We start from the raw sequence: 15515 nt of genomic DNA, 5'->3' as shown, positions 1-15515 counted from the left end.
CCTTCCGTTCGCGACTCCTTCGCCGTCACAGCGCGCATCGGCGCGCCGGAGTTGCCCCATGCCGTCCCGCCTGCTTTCGGTCGCGATCGCGTCCGTCCTGTCCCTGCCCTCGCTGGCGCTCGCCGCCGATGCCGCCGCCGACCTGGACCAGGTCCTGGTCACCGCCACCCGCACCCAGATCTCGGTGGAGGACAGCGTGGTCCCGGCGCAGGTCATCGACCGCGCCGAGATCGAGCGCAGCCAGGCGACGTCGCTGGCGCAGCTGCTGCAGGGCCGCGCCGGCATCGGCGTCTCCAACCAGGGCGGGCTGGGCAAGCTGACCACGCTGAGCCTGCGCGGCAGCGAGTCGGACCACGTGCTGGTGCTGGTGGACGGCGTGCGCATCGGCTCGGCCAGCGCCGGCCTGGCCGCGTTCCAGGACCTGCCGTTGAGCCAGATCGAGCGCATCGAGATCGTGCGCGGCCCGCGCTCGAGTCTGTACGGCTCCGATGCGATCGGCGGCGTGATCCAGATCTTCACCCGCCGCGGCGGGCGGGGCCTGCAGCAGAACCTGCACCTGGGCGCCGGCAGCAACGGCCTGCGCGAAGCCAGCGCCGGCTTCAGCAACCGCGGCGAACGCGGCTGGCTGGCGGTGCAGGCCGGCTATCAAGACAGCGACGGCATCAACGCCTGCAACGGCTCGGCCACGCTGTTGGCCGGCTGCTTCGTCGACCAGCCGGACCGCGACGGCTACCGCAACGCCTCGCTCGGCGCGCGCGGCGGCTATGCGCTGAGCGACACCCTGCGCATCGAGGGGCAGGCGCTGAACATCGACAGCCGCAACGAATACGACGGCGACGCGCTGTTCGCCGGCAACGAGGCCGACAATACCCAGCAGGTGTTCGGCGGCAAGCTCGACTGGACCCCGTCCGAGCGCGTGCACGTGGCCGCCCAGCTCGGCCGCAACGCCGACCAGGCCGACAGCGACTACCGCGCCCCCGGCAGCAGCGCGCGCAGTTTCGTCAGCACGTTCGACAGCCGCCGCGACACCGCATCGCTACAGGGCGACTTCGGCTTGGCCGACGGCCATCTGCTCAGCGCCGGCGCCGACTGGCAGCGCGAGGAGGTCAGCGGCACCACCGCCTTCGACGTCGACCGGCGCGACAATACCGGCGTGTTCGCCGAGTACCAGGGCCGCATCGGCACGCAGCAGGTGCAGGCCAGCGTGCGCAGCGACGACAACGAGCAGTTCGGCCAGCACACCACCGGCAGCCTCGGCTGGGGCCTGGCGCTGGAGGGCGGTTTCAAACTCACCGCCAGCGTCGGCACCGGGTTCAAGGCGCCGACCTTCAACGACCTGTACTTCCCGTTCTCCGGCAACCCGCAGCTGAAGCCCGAGCAGTCCAAGAGCGGCAACCTGGGCGTGGCGCAGTACGCCGACGCCTGGAACTGGACCTTCAACGTGTACGAGAACCGCGTCGAGGACCTGATCTCCTACGACGCCGCCACCTTCCTGCCGGTCAACGTGGACCAAGCACGCATCCGCGGCGCCGAGCTGACCGGCTACGCCGCGCTGGCCGGCTGGGAACTGTCGGCGCAGCTGAGCCACACCGATCCGCGCAACCGCAGCGATGGCGGCAACCGCGACAACTGGCTGGCGCGGCGCGCGCACAACACCGCGCGGCTGGACGTGGACCGCGGCTTCGGCGCAGTCAAGCTCGGCGTGACCGCGTTCGGCAGCGGCCACCGCTACGACGACGCGGCCAACAGCGTGCGCGTGGCCGGCTACGGCACGCTGGACCTGCGCGTGGAATACGCGTTCGCGGCGGACTGGACGCTGCAGGCCAAGGCCAGCAACGTGTTCGACCGCGACTACCAGACCGTGAACTGGTACAACCAGCCCGGCCGCGAGTACGCGCTGGCCCTGCGCTACGCGCCGGCGGCACGCTGAGCTGGGAAGGGCTGCGCCACACGGCGCAGCCCTCCACACGAGCACCAATACGCATCCTGTGGGCCAGCCAACGTCGCTACAGCGCTCGGCTGTCGGGAACGCAAGCGCATTCCCAACTCAGGCATTTACAGTTGCTGCGATGCTGTGGGAGCGACTTGAGTCGCGACTGAAGTCGCTCCCACACGTTTTTAGTCGCCTAAAAAAATCCACGGAAAACGCCTCGGCGATACCAGATGGGCTACGTGGGATTGGCAGCCCGCATCACCCCAGCGTCAGCAACTGGCGCATGTCATCCATCAGCAGCACCACACCGACCGTGGCCAGGTCGAGGTCGCGCGGATAACCGTAGCGCACCAGCGCCGCCGGCATGCCGGCGGCATGCGCGGCCTGCAGGTCGGTGCCGGAATCGCCGACCATCAGGCAGCGCGCCGGCGGCTGCGCGAACTGCTGCGCCAGATGCAGCAGCGGCAGCGGGCTCGGCTTGCGCTCGGGCAGGCTGTCGCCGCCGAGCACCGCGGAAAACGCATCGGCCACGCCGAGGTGGCGCAACAGCAGCGGCACCAAGGTCGACGGCCTGTTGGTACACAGCGCCAGCGTCGTGCCGCGCTGGCGCAGCTGCGCCAGCGCCTCGGCGACGCCCGGGTACAGGCGCGGGCTGCGCAGCAGGCAGGCTTCGTAGTGGCGCATGAAGGTCGGCATCACCGCGTCGACCGGGGTAGCGTCGTGCGCATGCCGCCACGCGGCCTCGACCAGCCTGCGCACGCCATCGCCGATCCAGCCCAGCACCGTGGCTTCGGGCACGCGCGCCAGGCCGAACTCGACCAGCGTGCGGTTGAGCGCCTCGGCGATATCGGCGCCGCTGTCCACCAATGTGCCGTCCAAGTCGAACACCACCAGCGCATACGGAAAAGTCATTTCGTTCCTGAGTGCGGAAAGCCGCGCCCATTGTAGGCACGCGCTCAGTCGCGGTCCCAGTGCGGCGCCTCGCCGAAGCGTGCGACCAGGAAATCCAGGAATACGCGCACGATCGCCGGCTGCTGCCGGCGCGACGCATACACACCGAAGATGTCCATGGTGTCGAGTTCATGGTCGGGCAAGACGCGTCGCAATTGGCCGCTGCGCAGCAACCCCGCGGCCTGGTAGGTCGGCAGCATCGCGATGCCGGCACCGATCCGCACTGCCTCCAGCAGCACGATGGCCTCGTTGGTGGTGAAGTTGCCACGCACCGACACCGACACCCGTTCGCCGCGATAGCGCAGCGGCCACGCGTGCTTGCCCACGTAATGATGGCACAGGCAATTGTGCGCGGCCAGGTCGGCGGCAGTGCGCGGCGCGCCATGCCGCTGCAGGTAGGCCGGCGCCGCGCACAGGACCGAGCGGCACACGCTCAATCGCCGCGCGATCAGCCCCGGGTCGACGCGATGGGAAATGCGCACCGCCAGGTCGATGCGCTCCTCGATCAGGTTGACGGCGCGGTCGGCCAGCAGCATGTCCACTCGCGCCTGCGGGTAGCGGGCGACGAACTCGGTCGCGGCCGCGGCCAGATGCGCCTGGCCGAACGAGGCCGAGGCGGTGACGCGCAGCTGTCCGTGCGGCTCCGGGTCGTCGCTGGCCAGTTCCTCGCGCAGCGACGCACCGATCGCCAGCATCGGCCGGAACCGCGCCAATGCGGTTTGGCCGGCGCCGGTCAGGGCCACCCGCCGCGTGGTCCGGTGCAGCAGGCGCACCCCCAGCCAGCGCTCCAGCCCGGCCAGATAGCGCGACACCATCGCCCGCGACAACTCCAGTGTTTCGGCGGCCGCGGTGAGACTGCCGCGCTCGGCGACCTCGACGAACACGGCGATCGCGGTCAGACGGTCCATTGGCTCGTTCCACGCAACAAAGCATCGACTTATACGCGGTTTATCGCGCTAATTGCCATGGCTACGCTGTGACCATCCCATCCATCCCCTGGAATACCTCGATGCACATCGCCCTGATCGGCGCCACCGGCAATATCGGCCGCCACATCGCCCACGAAGCCCTGCGCCGCGGCCATGCGCTCACCGCCCTGGTCCGCCGCACGCAGCCACTGCCGTCGGAACTGGACGGCGCCAGCATCGTGGTCGCGTCGCTGGACGACACCGCCGCCCTCGCCGCCGCGGTGCGCGGCCACGACGTACTGGCCAGCGCCTACGGCTCCAGCGCCGCGGCGGCCGACACCATTCCGGCCGTCGCCCAGGCGCTGATCGAGGTCGCCCGCGGCGCCGGCGTGCAGCGCCTGCTGGTGGTCGGCGGCGCCGGCAGCCTGGAAGTGGCGCCGGGCGTGCAGTTGGTGGACACGCCGGACTTCCCCGACGCGTACAAGCCCTACGCGCTGGCGCACCGTGCCGCCCTGCAGCACTTCCAGGCGGCCGCCGACCTGGACTGGACCTTCTACGCGCCGGCGGCGGACATCGGCCCCGGCGGCAAGCGCGGCGGCGTGCGCACCCAGGCCACCGCGCTGCTAAGCGATGCGCAGGGCCATAGCGCGATCAGCTATGCCGACTACGCCAGCGCCTTCGTCGACGAGATCGAACGCCCGCAGTACCTGCGCCAGATCGCCACCGCCGCGTACTGAGCGCAGCATCGGGCCGGCGGCGGTGGGCGTGCCCGATGGCCACAGCGCGCAGTCGCCCCCGCTCGTTACGGCCGCAGCACGGTCGCGGCCTTGTTCCTGCGCGTCGTGCCCATGCATGGCGCCGCCTTCCACGACGAAGTCCGCCTGCATTCCCTTTCGTTGTCGCTCCGCAGCGCTGCGCTGATCTTGCCGTGTCCGGCACCGGCGCTGCCGCGGCGCGCGCCGCCGCCGGCACCGCTGCCCACGCCGCGCCTGCCACCACCACGTGTGGATGGCCGACACGCAGACTCCGGCAGCGCATGCGCAGTGGCTGCCCACGCTGCAACGGATCCACGTGCTGCAGCCGCAGCGGGCGATTCCCGGACACCTTGCGCCTGGTGCGGCGCAGGACCTGGCCGCGGTGCGCTTCACCATCGACTGCACCTGCGCCTTCGACAAGCAAACCGCCCAGGCCAAGGAGGCGGCCGCGCTGGTCGCGGCGATGTAGCGGCGCTATCGGCAACTGGGCGGCGTGGACACGCTGCTACTGAGCGCCAAGGTGGCCAAGGGCGAAATGCGCTGGCCATGCGCGAAGCGCCAGCGCGTGGCAGCGCACACGACCCCGCACGCCGCTGCGCGGCTCAGCGGAACAACCGTCCTTGCGCCAGCACCGGCTCGGCTTCGTGGAAGCCGGCCAGACCCACGCCGACCAGCCGGTAGCGCGTGGACGCGGGCAATTCCACGCGCTGGCGCAGCGCCAGCGCGATGTCGATCAGCGCCTGCAGCGAGTCCGGCGGCCGTTCCGGGGTGAAGCTGCGGGTGAGGATGCGGAACTGCGCGGTCTTGAGCTTCAGCACCACGGTGCGCGCGACGCGGTCGGTGCGGCGGGCGGCGTTCCAGGTCTTCTCCGACAGCTGCCGGATCGCCGGCTCCAGCGCGTCCAGCGCCAGATCCTCGGCGAACGTGTCTTCGGAAGACATCGACTGCACTGGCTGGTCCGATTCCACCGCACGCTCGTCGATGCCGCGCGCACGCTGATACAGGCGCAGCCCGAAGCTGCCGAAGCGCGCTTCCAGTTCCGCCTCGCCGTGCGCGCGCAGGTCGCCGACGGTGGCAATGCCCAGCGCCGCCAGCTTGGCCTGCATCACCTTGCCCACGCCGTGCACCTTGCCGACCGGCAGCGGGGTCAGGAACGCTTCCACCTGGTGCGGGCGGATCACGAACTGGCCATCGGGCTTGTGCCAGTCCGAGGCGATCTTGGCGAGGAACTTGTTCGGCGCGATGCCGGCCGAGGCGGTCAGCGCGGTTTCCTCGCGGATCTGCGCGCGGATGGCCTGCGCGATCTCGGTGGCGGTGGCGAGCTCGCCCTTGGGCGCGGTGACGTCGAGATAGGCCTCGTCCAGCGACAGCGGCTCGATCAGGTCGGTGTGGCGCTGGAAGATCGCGCGCACCTGCCGCGACACCGCCTTGTAGCGCGCGAAATCCGGCGCCACGAAGATCGCGTCCGGGCACAGGCGCTCGGCGCGCAGCGCCGGCATCGCCGAGCGGATGCCGAACACGCGCGCCTCGTAGGACGCGGCACAGACCACCGAGCGCATGCCACGCCACGCCACCACCACCGGCTTGCCGCGCAGCGCGGGATCGTCACGCTGCTCCACGGATGCGTAGAAGGCATCCATGTCGACGTGAATGATCTTGCGCATCGGCCCTGCACCCTACGCCAGCGAACGGTAGCGGCATGATAAGCCAGGCCTGCGCATGCGCCGAGAATGCGCGCCTCGATTTCACTCACTGTGCGGCACTGCGGCAGCGCCTACGCTACGCGTGCGTACGGATAAAACGTTTGATTGAAAGCGCGCGCATCGTGCACGCTTGCGCGTCTCGACTGTCTGCCCTGGGAATATCTGCTCATGAGCCGCCTCACTTCGTATTCACGCGAACAACTCCTCGCCAGTGCGCGCGGCGAACTGTTCGGCGCCGAGGCCGGACGCCTGCCCAACGATCCGATGCTGATGTTCGACCGCATCACCCACGTCGACGACAGCGGCGGCGCCCACGGCAAGGGCATGATCCGCGCCGAACTCGATGTGCGCCCGGACCTGTGGTTCTTCGGCTGCCATTTCATCGGCGATCCGGTGATGCCCGGCTGCCTGGGCCTGGATGCGATGTGGCAGTTGACCGGCTTCTTCCTGACCTGGATCGGCGCGCCCGGGCGCGGCCGCGCGCTGGGGGTGAGCGAGGTGAAGTTCACCGGGCAGGTACTGCCGAGCGCCAAGCAGGTGGTCTACGAGATCGACATCAGCCGGGTGATCAACCGCAAGCTGGTGATGGCGGTGGCCGATGGCCGCATGTCCGTGGACGGCCGCCAGATCTATACCGCCAAGGATCTGCGCGTGGGCCTGTTCACCTCGACGGAGGCGTTCTGATGCGCCGCGTCGCGATCACCGGCATGGGCATCGCCTCGTGCCTGGGCAACGACCTGGACACGGTCTCGCGCGCGCTGCGCGACAGCCGCCCGGGCATCCGCTTCAACGCCGAAGCCGCCGAACACGGCCTGCGCAGCCAGGTCGGCGGCGACGTGCAGCTGGACCTGGAGGCGCTGATCGACCGCAAGCTCAAGCGCTTCATGGGCGATGCCTCCGCGTACGCGTACCTGGCGCTGCGCGACGCGATCGCCGATGCGGGCCTGGACCAGGCAGCGGTCAGCGACCCGCGTACCGGCCTGATCGCCGGTTCCGGCGGCGGCTCCAGCCACTGGCAGGTGGAGGCGGCGGACCTGCTGCGCGCGCGCGGCGTACGCAAGGTCGGCCCGTACATGGTGCCGCGCACCATGTGCTCGGCGGTCTCGGCCAGCCTGGCCACCGCGTTCAAGATCAAGGGCGTCAGCTATTCGCTGTCGGCGGCCTGCGCGACCTCGGCGCACTGCATCGGCGCGGCGGCGCAGCTGATCCGCCACGGCCAGCAGGACGTGATGTTCGCCGGCGGCGGCGAGGAGCTGGACTGGACCATGAGCCTGATGTTCGACGCGATGGGCGCGCTGTCCAGCGGCTTCAACGACCGCCCGGCGCTGGCCTCGCGTCCCTACGACGCCGAGCGCGACGGTTTCGTCATCGCCGGCGGCGGCGGCATGCTGGTGCTGGAGGACTACGAGCGCGCGCTGGCGCGCGGCGCGCGCATCCATGCCGAACTGCTCGGCTACGGCGTGACCTCCGACGGCGCCGACATGGTCGCGCCGTCCGGCGAAGGCGCGGTGCGCTGCATGCGGATGGCGCTGCAGGGCGTGGAGGCGCCGATCGACTATCTCAACACGCACGGCACCTCGACGCCGCTGGGCGACGTCACCGAGCTGGGCGCGGTGCGCGAGGTGTTCGGCGAGGCGGTGCCGCCGCTGTCCTCGACCAAGGCGCTGTCCGGGCATTCGCTGGGCGCGGCCAGCGTGCACGAGGCGATCTACTGCCTGCTGATGATGCGCGACGGCTTCATCGCCGGCTCGGCCAACATCGACGCGCTGGACCCGCGCGCCGAGGGGTTCCCGATCGTGCGCGAGAGCCGCGAGGCGACGCTGCGCACGGTGATGTCCAACAGCTTCGGCTTCGGCGGCACCAATGCCGCACTGGTGTTCGGCAAGCGCTGACCGCCACTGCGCACGGCAGCGGCGGGATTGTCCTGTCGCTGCCAGCAGCCGGCTGGCTCCGCGTTCGAGCTGCTTGTCGTCGTGGCGCGTGCGTTCCTGCCACTTCGCCCCGCCGGGGCGCAGCGTAAAACTTGAACTGATTATTCTTACTGTGTCATAAATCAAAGGCCGTCCTGCGGTGCGTCATCGGCGTGCAGCCGATCGCCAGCCACTGTCGGTAGAGGCGTTGGCCGTGTCGTTGCCTTCTCGCGCCTTCAGCACGGTGTCGTGGCGGGAACGCCGTTGTCAGGCCGTTTTGCGGCCATGCGGGTGCGTGCGGCACAGGGCGATCATTTGCGCCGGGAAGACTGGCGGTTGGTCGAATGGCCCAAAGGCGAGGCCAGACCGCACCGATACTACTTGTCCAATCCGCCGGCTGGCGCATCCCGGACGATCATATGGCCGCTTGTGGAACAGGTTCTAAGGTTTCCCCAGATTTTTACGCGGCCAACATCATCTGCTCGCGCACTGCCGCAGGCAGTGCGCGCAAGCGCTCCAACCATTGCGAGACAGGCTCCATCGGCCATTGCCTGACTAAGAGCGACTAACAAAACGCTGGAAGAAGCCGTAGGCAAATGATGGAGCAAGCCAGTGATAGGCACGCCGGATGGATATCGATGCCGCGTTCGAAGCGGATACCCTGCCATGTCAGCGTCAAACCGCATCGCGGCCGGATCAACGCCCGCACGGCATGTCGCCTCCACAACGCGAACGACATCTTCGACTGGTCCGGCATCCGCTCGCGCACCAGGACGCGAAGGCCCACTCCCTGTCGCTGCGTCAGCGCGCGACCTCCATTCACCGAACGTCCGCCGGGTTCGTCGCGCAAGGCCGTCGCGCCTTCGGGCGCAGATCGCTTGCAGATGTCGAACACCCCCGTACGGGACAGGTCCGTCTGCTCGGCAATCTCTTCGTAGGTCCAGCCGCGCTTGCGCAGGTCGATCGCCTGCCGACGCCGCTCTTCCCGTGCCTCACGAGGAAGCGATCTCATGTCGTGTTTTTCCATGTCCCCCACAGGAGGGGCGATTCCCAGATGTCAAGATCGACTATTTCGAATCAATAATGACACAGAAGACTAGGGCCTGTTAACACATCCGAAGCCCATCAACGACCAGGACGAAGCTGAGGAATCCAAGGAACATGGCATCCAGCTTCTCGAAGCGCGAGAAAATCCGGCGGTAGCCTTTCAGGCGACGGAACAGTCTCTCCACTTCGTTGCGCCGCTTGTACATCTCCCGGTTGTATTCCCAAGGCTCGACCCGATTGGATTTCGGCGGGACCACCGGCACGAAGCCAAGATCGAGCGCCAACTGGCGGGTTTGGTTGCCTTCGTAGGCACGGTCCATCAACAAATGAATCGGCCGCTCCACTGGCCCCAGGTGTTCAAGCAACGTGCGGCCTGCAGGTGCGTCATGCACGTTACCAGGCGTCAATCCAAAGGTGATGGCTGTTCGAGCATCTGCGGCAACCATATGAATCTTGGTGTTCCATCCACCGCGGGACTTGCCGACGGCCTGCGGACCGTTTTTTTTAATGCGCCCGTGCCATCGGGATGCACCTTGATGCTGGTGGAGTCCAGCGAGATTGCTTCGATTTCGATGCGCACGATCTGGGACTTCTGCAATTGGGCCAACATCCGGTCCAGCACACCCGCCTTGGCCCAGCGGTTCATGCGTGTGTACACCGTGTGCCAGTTGCCAAAGCGCTTGGGCAGGCCGCGCCATTTGCAGCCATGCTCGGCAACGTAAAGGATGGCGTTGACCACTTGCAGGTTGGTCATGCTGACATTGCCGCGCTGTGCCGGCAGGCAGTGTTCGATTAGGGAAGATTGTGCTGGCGTGATCTCCATGCCCGATAGTTTAAACGCTCGGGCCATTAGTGTTAACAGGCCCTAGCGCGCTTTTGATCCAAGTGATGCCACTTGTGGGAGCGACTCCGGGCGGCCTCGAGCCAGCAGTCGCGACAAGCTTTACAGGTAGAGCCGTTTTCGACTGAAGTCGCTCCCACAACACTCCGCTGGATGAAAATACTAGAATCGAAAATGCGCTAGCCCGCCGCCGCTCTGTGGCGCGTGCGGCTCAACCCGCCATGCCGCTGTGCCGCAACAGCGCCTCCAGTTCCGGCGCGCGGCCACGGAAGGCGGTGAAGTTCTCCAGCGCCGGACGGCTGCCGCCGCGCGCCAGGATCTCGCGCAGGAACCGCGCGCCGGTGGCGGCCAGTTGCTCCGGCGCTTCCTCGAACGCGGCATAGGCGTCGGCGCTGAGCACCTCGGCCCACTTGTAGCTGTAGTAGCCGGCACCGTAGCCGCCGGCGAAGATGTGGCCGAACTGGTGCGGGAAGCGGTTCCAGGCCGGCGGGCGGTTCACCGCGACCTCGTCGCGCACGCGCTCGAGCAGCTGCAGCATGCTGTCGCCGGCGGCGTCGAAGTGGTGGTGCAGTTGCATGTCGAACAGCGCGAACTCCAGCTGGCGCACGGTGAACATGCCGCTCTGGTAGTTCTTCGCCGCGAGCATCTTGTCGAACAGCGCGCGCGGCAGCGGCTGCCCGCTGTCCACGTGCGCGGTCATCGCCTGCAACCGCGGCCATTCCCAGCAGAAGTTCTCCATGAACTGGCTGGGCAGCTCCACCGCGTCCCATTCCACGCCGTTGATGCCGGCCACGCCGAGCTCGCCGACCTGGGTCAGCAACTGGTGCAGGCCGTGGCCCATCTCGTGGAACAGGGTGGCGACTTCGTTGTGGGTGAAGGTGGCCGGCTTGCCGTCGCTGCCGCGGCCGAAGTTGCACACCAGGTACACCAGCGGCGTCTGCGCGCCGTCGGCGCGGTCGCGGCGGTTGCGGCAATCGTCCATCCAGGCGCCGCCGCGCTTGCCCTGGCGGGCGTACAGGTCGAGGTAGAACTGCCCGACCAGGCGGCCCTGCGCGTCGGTGACGCGAAAGAACCGCACGTCCGGATGCCACACCGGCGCGCTGTCCGCTTCCACGCGCAGGCCGTACAGGTCGCCGATGACGCCGAACAGGCCCTCCAGCACCTTGGGCTCGGTGAAGTAGAGCTTCACCTCCTGCTCGGAGAAGCTGTAGCGCGCCTGCTTCAGCTTTTCGCCGACATAGGCCAGGTCCCAGGCCTGCAAGTCGTCCAAGCCCAGGTGTTCGCGCGCATAGGCTTCCAGCGCGGCACGGTCGCGCTGCGCGTATGGCTTGGCGCGCGCGGCCAGGTCGCGCAGGAAACCCAGCACCTCGTCGGGGCTTTGCGCCATCTTGGTCGCCAGCGAATACTCGGCATAGCTGGCAAAGCCGAGCAGGCCGGCCAGTTCGCCGCGCAACGCCAGGATGCGCTCGATCGCCGCGCTGTTGTCCAGCGCCGGGTCGCCGAACTCCGAGGCGCGGATCGCATTGGCATGGTACAGGGTCTCGCGCAGCGCGCGGTCGTCGGCGTACGTCTGCACCGGCAGATAGCACGGCATCTGCAGGGTCAGCTTGCAGCCGGCCTGGCCGTCCTTCTCCGCGGCCGCGCGCGCGGCGGCCACCACGTCCTCGGGCAGGCCGGCGAGCCGGGCCGGGTCGTCGACGAGCAGCGACCAGCCATCGGTGGCGTCAAGCACGTTCTGCGAGAACTTGGCCGACAGCGCCGACAGTTCTTCCTGGATCGCGGCGAAGCGGCGCTTGTCGGCATCGCCCAGTTCGGCCCCGCCCAGGCGGAAATCGCGCAGCGCGTTGTCCAGCACCTTGCGTCGCGCGGGGTCGTAGCCGGCGGCCTGCGGTGCGGCGGCCAGCGCGCGGTATTGCGCGAACAGCGCCAGGTTCTGCCCCAGCGCGCTGGAGAAGCGCGTCACCTTGGGCAGGTTGGCGTTGTAGGCCTCGCGCAGCGCCGGGGTGTTGACCACGCCCTGCAGGTGGTTGACCTGGCCCCAGGCGCGCCACAGGCGCTCGGTGGCGTCGTCCAGCGGCACCACGAAGCTGTCCCAGGTCACCGGCGCGACCTGTTCGGCCTGGGCGACCACGGCCTGGGCCGCGGCCAGCAGCGCGTCGATCGCCGGGCCGACGTGTTCGGGCCCGATCGCATCGAAGCGCGGCAGGCCGGAGAAATCGAGCAGGGGATTGGTCATGGGCTCTCCATCGTGGCGGACGTGCCGGTCAGGATCGGGGCGGACCGGGACATTGCAAGGGACGACCGGGTTCGGCCGGCTGCGCTCAGCACAGTCGCAGGCTGCTGCCAGGGAAACCGCCCGCGGGCGCGGGTTCGGCCCGCCCGCCCAGGTGGCGCGCCAGGAACGCCTCGGCCAGTGCGTTGAACGACATCCGGTTGGACTCGCGCACGAAGCCGTGGCCCTCGTCCGGGTACAACGCGTACTCGACTGCGATGCCATTGCCGCGCAGCGCTGCCACCATCCGCTCGGACTCGGCCTGTTTCACCCGCGGATCGTTGCCGCCCTGGGCGATCAGCAGCGGCGCGCGGATGCGTCCGGCACGGTGCAGCGGCGAGCGCTCGCGCAGCAGCGCACGGCCGTGCTCGGTCTCGGGATTGCCGATGGCGCGGTACTGCATCGCGCGTGCGGCCTCCCAGTACGGCGGAATGGCCGCCAGCAGGGTTTCCAGGTTCGACGGCCCGACCACGTCGATGCCGCAGGCGTAGCGGTCCGGGTAACGGGTCAGCGCCGACAGCACCGCATAGCCGCCGTAGCTGGCGCCGAAGATCGCCAGCCGCGCCGGGTCGGCGATGCCGCGGTCGATCGCCCACTGCACCGCATCTTCCAGATCCTCGTCCATGCGCCGTCCCCATTCGCCGTTGCCGGCGTCGAGGAACGCCTTGCCGAAGCCGATGGAGCCACGGAAGTTCACCGACAGCACCGCATAGCCGCGGTTGGCCAGCCATTGATGCAGCGCGTTGTAGCCGAAACCGTCGCGCGACCAGGGTCCGCCATGCACCAGCAGCACCAGCGGCAGGGGTCGGGCGGCCCACGCGGGGGCGATCTCGGCCTCGATCGGCAGGCTCAGGTAGGCGACCAGCGCCAGCCCGTCGCGGGCGCCGATCAGCTGCGGCCGCATCCGTGCCAGCGGCCGTCCGGCAAGCCGCGGCCGGTGCAGTTGCAAGCGTTCCAGACGACGCCGATCGCGCCGGTAGAGCCAGCTGGCACCAGGGTCGTCGTCGTCGCCGGACTGCAATAGCCACAGGCGGTCGTCGCCACTGCGGCTATCCAGCGTCCACTGCCCGGGCAGCCGTTGCTCGAGCCAGTCCAGTTCCTCCTGCAGGGACGGCTGCAGCGCCAACCAGCTCGGCCGCAGCCGGGTCAGTGCGACCGCGCCGGGACGGTGCTCGGCGGCGTCGGTCAGCAGCCCGCCGAGGTCGGCCAGCGGATCGGCGGCCATCAGCCGCAGCGTGCCCGCCGCGCCGGCCACCTCGTAGAGCGCGGCGGTGTCGCGGCCGCGGCTGTCGTACAGGTAGAGCCGCTCGCCGTCGCCACCGTAGTGGCTGGGGCCGGAAGTGCGCGCGTCCTCGGCCGGGTAGCTCAGCCACGGCCGCCAATCTCCTTCGTGGCGGCGCAGCACGGTGGCGCCGCCGTCGGCCTCATTGCGCACCGCCAGCCGCACCCGGTAGTCGTCGTCGATGACGAAGCGGGCCATGCCAGGATTGGCCTGGTGCAGGGTCAGCGTCGCACTTTCCAACTCCAGCCGGTACAGGTCCGGCCAGCGCGGGTCGCGTGCGTTGAGCGACACCAGCACCGTGTCCGGGTGCAGGCGACTGACCGCCGCCAGGCTGGCGCGGACGCCGCCGGCCGGGGTCAACGGCCGCGCCGCGCCGCCGTCGGCGGCGACCGCGTACAGCCGCCAGTTCTCGTCGCCGTCGCGGTCCTGCGCGAACAACAACAGCCCCGGACGCCAGCTCCAGCGATAGCTTGAGATCCCGCGGCGGCCGTCGAAGGTCAACGGGCGCGCCTGCGTCGGATCCTGCAGCGGCGCCGCCCACAGGTTGCTGACGCCCGCACCGACGCTCAGCCACGCCAACCAGCGGCCGTCCGGGCTGATCCGCAGCTGCGAGCGCTCCGGCTCGGCGAACAGATCCTCGCGCGGGATCAGCGGCGGCGGCGGCCCCTGCCGCCGCGCCGCGCCGGCAGGCGCCGACGCCTGCAGTTGCAGCAGCAGCCGCGCCAGCGCCTGCGCCCAGGCCTGCGGCCGCTGCAGACGTTCCTGCGCCAGCTTCTGCCGCAACCGCGCCTCCAGCGCCGGATAGGCCCGACGCAGCAGGGCGAAGGCATCGATGCGGGCGGGGTCGGCACCGGCGGCCAGCGCGCGAGCGTGCGCTTCGGCCAGGCGCCGCTGCACCTCGGCCTCGTCCTGCGCGCTCCAACCCCAGCGCCGCAGCGCCTGTTCGCAGCGCAGCGCCACCCACGCCCGCAGCGTGTCCAGCACCGCCGCGCGCGATTGCCGCGGATCCCAGGCGGCTACCTCCAGGCACGCGCCGGCCAGCCGCGGCAGGCCGGGCGCCAGACAGTCGGTCAGCGCGGTCGCCCGCCGCCGCAGTGCGCGCCAGGACGCCGGCGCCACGGCCTGACCATCGCCGCATTGGCGATGCAAGGCGATCAGCCGCTGCAGTTCAAGCTGCAGCGCGTCCGTCTCGGCGCCGGCATCGGCATGCCTGGCCGCGTCCAGGGCATCCTCGAGCAGTTGCAGCAGCAGCCGCGATCCATCGGCGGCGTAGTCGGCGCCAGCCACCAACGCCTCGACCAGGTACACCCCGGCGGCGGCGGCGTCGGCGCGGCTGGGCAGTTCGGCGAGCACACCGTCGATCGCCAGCGCCAGCCAGCGCGGCAGTCCCTGCGCGTCCCATGCCTGCAGGTCGGTACCATCGATCAGGCAGGCGACCACGCTGGCGCGCTCGCCGTCGACGTGCAGCGGATGCTGGCCGATGCGGTCGGCGGCGATCGCCGCGCGCAGTCGGTTGCGCCATTGCCCCTGGCGATGCGGATCGCCGGCGAACGCACTCATGTCTGCGCATCCAGCTGCGCGTCCAGCAACGCGGCGATCCGGGTCCGCGAGCTCAGCCCGACGATGCGCCCGCGCTCGACCCCGTCGACCAGCAGCAGCAGCGTCGGCAGCCCGCGCACGCCGTAGCGGGCGACCGCGGTCGGGTTCTGGTCGGCGTTGATCTTGCCGATGGCGGCCGCGCCGGCGTATTCGTCGGCGATGTCGTCCAGCACCGGCGCCAGCGCCCGGCAGGGCGCGCACCACTCGGCCCAGAAGTCCAGCAGCAGCACGCCGCCGGCCGCCAGCGCCGGTTCCAGGCTGGCGTCGGTGAAGGTTTGGATCGAATCGCTCATCGGGGACGTTCCATGGTGAAG

The 15515-nt window shown here is 69.6% G+C and carries 12 protein-coding genes and 2 pseudogenes; 5 read left to right on the top strand and 9 right to left on the bottom strand.

Annotated features, from left to right (window positions below; all coding sequences use genetic code 11):
• The first annotated feature begins 58 nt into the window (after nucleotides 1-58).
• The gene (gene btuB, locus G4Q83_RS02970) at nucleotides 59-1930 is read left to right on the top strand and encodes a TonB-dependent vitamin B12 receptor (RefSeq protein WP_128421460.1); all 1872 of its coding nucleotides are present in this window, start codon (nucleotides 59-61) and stop codon (nucleotides 1928-1930) included.
• A gap of 261 nt (nucleotides 1931-2191) precedes the next feature.
• On the opposite strand, the gene gph is transcribed toward btuB, so the two are convergent.
• Together gph and G4Q83_RS02960 are read right to left on the bottom strand one after the other, a co-directional pair.
• The gene (gene gph / locus G4Q83_RS02965) at nucleotides 2192-2845 is read right to left on the bottom strand and encodes a phosphoglycolate phosphatase (protein ID WP_128421459.1); all 654 of its coding nucleotides are present in this window, start codon (nucleotides 2843-2845) and stop codon (nucleotides 2192-2194) included.
• Nucleotides 2846-2889: 44 nt separating this feature from the next.
• A complete protein-coding gene (locus G4Q83_RS02960) occupies nucleotides 2890-3792 on the bottom strand; it encodes a LysR family transcriptional regulator (protein ID WP_128421458.1) in 903 nt (300 codons plus the stop codon).
• 101 nt (nucleotides 3793-3893) lie between these two features.
• Here G4Q83_RS02960 and G4Q83_RS02955 point away from each other — a divergent pair, with 101 nt between their 5' ends.
• Together G4Q83_RS02955 and G4Q83_RS02950 are read left to right on the top strand one after the other, a co-directional pair.
• Nucleotides 3894-4529 (top strand): NAD(P)-dependent oxidoreductase, encoded by a 636-nt coding sequence (locus G4Q83_RS02955; RefSeq protein ID WP_128421457.1) that lies wholly within the window; start codon nucleotides 3894-3896, stop codon nucleotides 4527-4529.
• Nucleotides 4530-4800: 271 nt separating this feature from the next.
• Nucleotides 4801-5016, top strand: coding sequence for a hypothetical protein (locus G4Q83_RS02950; RefSeq protein ID WP_128421456.1), 216 nt, complete (start codon nucleotides 4801-4803; stop codon nucleotides 5014-5016).
• Between the two features lie 133 nt (nucleotides 5017-5149).
• Here G4Q83_RS02950 and dinB read toward each other — a convergent pair whose 3' ends face one another.
• A complete protein-coding gene (dinB, locus tag G4Q83_RS02945) occupies nucleotides 5150-6211 on the bottom strand; it encodes a DNA polymerase IV (RefSeq protein WP_128421455.1) in 1062 nt (353 codons plus the stop codon).
• A 207-nt stretch (nucleotides 6212-6418) separates the two neighbouring features.
• Between dinB and fabA the strand changes: the two genes are divergently transcribed.
• A complete protein-coding gene (gene fabA / locus G4Q83_RS02940; protein ID WP_128421454.1) occupies nucleotides 6419-6934 on the top strand; it encodes a 3-hydroxyacyl-[acyl-carrier-protein] dehydratase FabA in 516 nt (171 codons plus the stop codon).
• On the top strand, nucleotides 6934-8142 hold the full coding sequence (fabB, locus tag G4Q83_RS02935; RefSeq protein ID WP_128421453.1) for a beta-ketoacyl-ACP synthase I: 1209 nt from the start codon (nucleotides 6934-6936) through the stop codon (nucleotides 8140-8142). The genes fabA and fabB overlap by 1 nt, the downstream gene beginning before the upstream one ends.
• 583 nt (nucleotides 8143-8725) lie before the next feature.
• Here fabB and G4Q83_RS22480 read toward each other — a convergent pair.
• From G4Q83_RS22480 to G4Q83_RS02910, 6 genes and pseudogenes are all read right to left on the bottom strand, one after another.
• A pseudogene (locus tag G4Q83_RS22480) lies at nucleotides 8726-8818 on the bottom strand (IS5/IS1182 family transposase); the annotation flags it as partial.
• A gap of 249 nt (nucleotides 8819-9067) precedes the next feature.
• A pseudogene (locus tag G4Q83_RS22890) lies at nucleotides 9068-9172 on the bottom strand (helix-turn-helix domain-containing protein); the annotation flags it as partial.
• Nucleotides 9173-9266: 94 nt separating this feature from the next.
• A protein-coding gene (locus tag G4Q83_RS02925) for an IS5 family transposase (protein ID WP_246432255.1) occupies nucleotides 9267-10030 on the bottom strand; the annotation gives its coding sequence in 2 pieces (ribosomal slippage) (nucleotides 9267-9715 and nucleotides 9715-10030; 765 coding nt in all).
• Between the two features lie 229 nt (nucleotides 10031-10259).
• Complete coding sequence (locus G4Q83_RS02920) at nucleotides 10260-12284, bottom strand: M3 family metallopeptidase (protein WP_128421181.1); 2025 nt, start codon at nucleotides 12282-12284, stop codon at nucleotides 10260-10262.
• Nucleotides 12285-12369: 85 nt separating this feature from the next.
• Nucleotides 12370-15162, bottom strand: a complete 2793-nt coding sequence (locus G4Q83_RS02915) for an alpha/beta hydrolase family protein (RefSeq protein ID WP_211288331.1) — start codon at nucleotides 15160-15162, stop codon at nucleotides 12370-12372.
• Nucleotides 15159-15494 (bottom strand): thioredoxin family protein, encoded by a 336-nt coding sequence (locus G4Q83_RS02910; protein WP_128421180.1) that lies wholly within the window; start codon nucleotides 15492-15494, stop codon nucleotides 15159-15161. The genes G4Q83_RS02915 and G4Q83_RS02910 overlap by 4 nt, the downstream gene beginning before the upstream one ends.
• Between the last annotated feature and the right edge of the window lie 21 nt (nucleotides 15495-15515).

It is taken from the genome of Xanthomonas theicola (assembly GCF_014236795.1).
Lineage (GTDB): Bacteria > Pseudomonadota > Gammaproteobacteria > Xanthomonadales > Xanthomonadaceae > Xanthomonas_A > Xanthomonas_A theicola.
The sequence above is the reverse complement of the archived record's forward strand: the minus strand, read 5'-3'. Positions and strand labels throughout refer to the sequence as shown.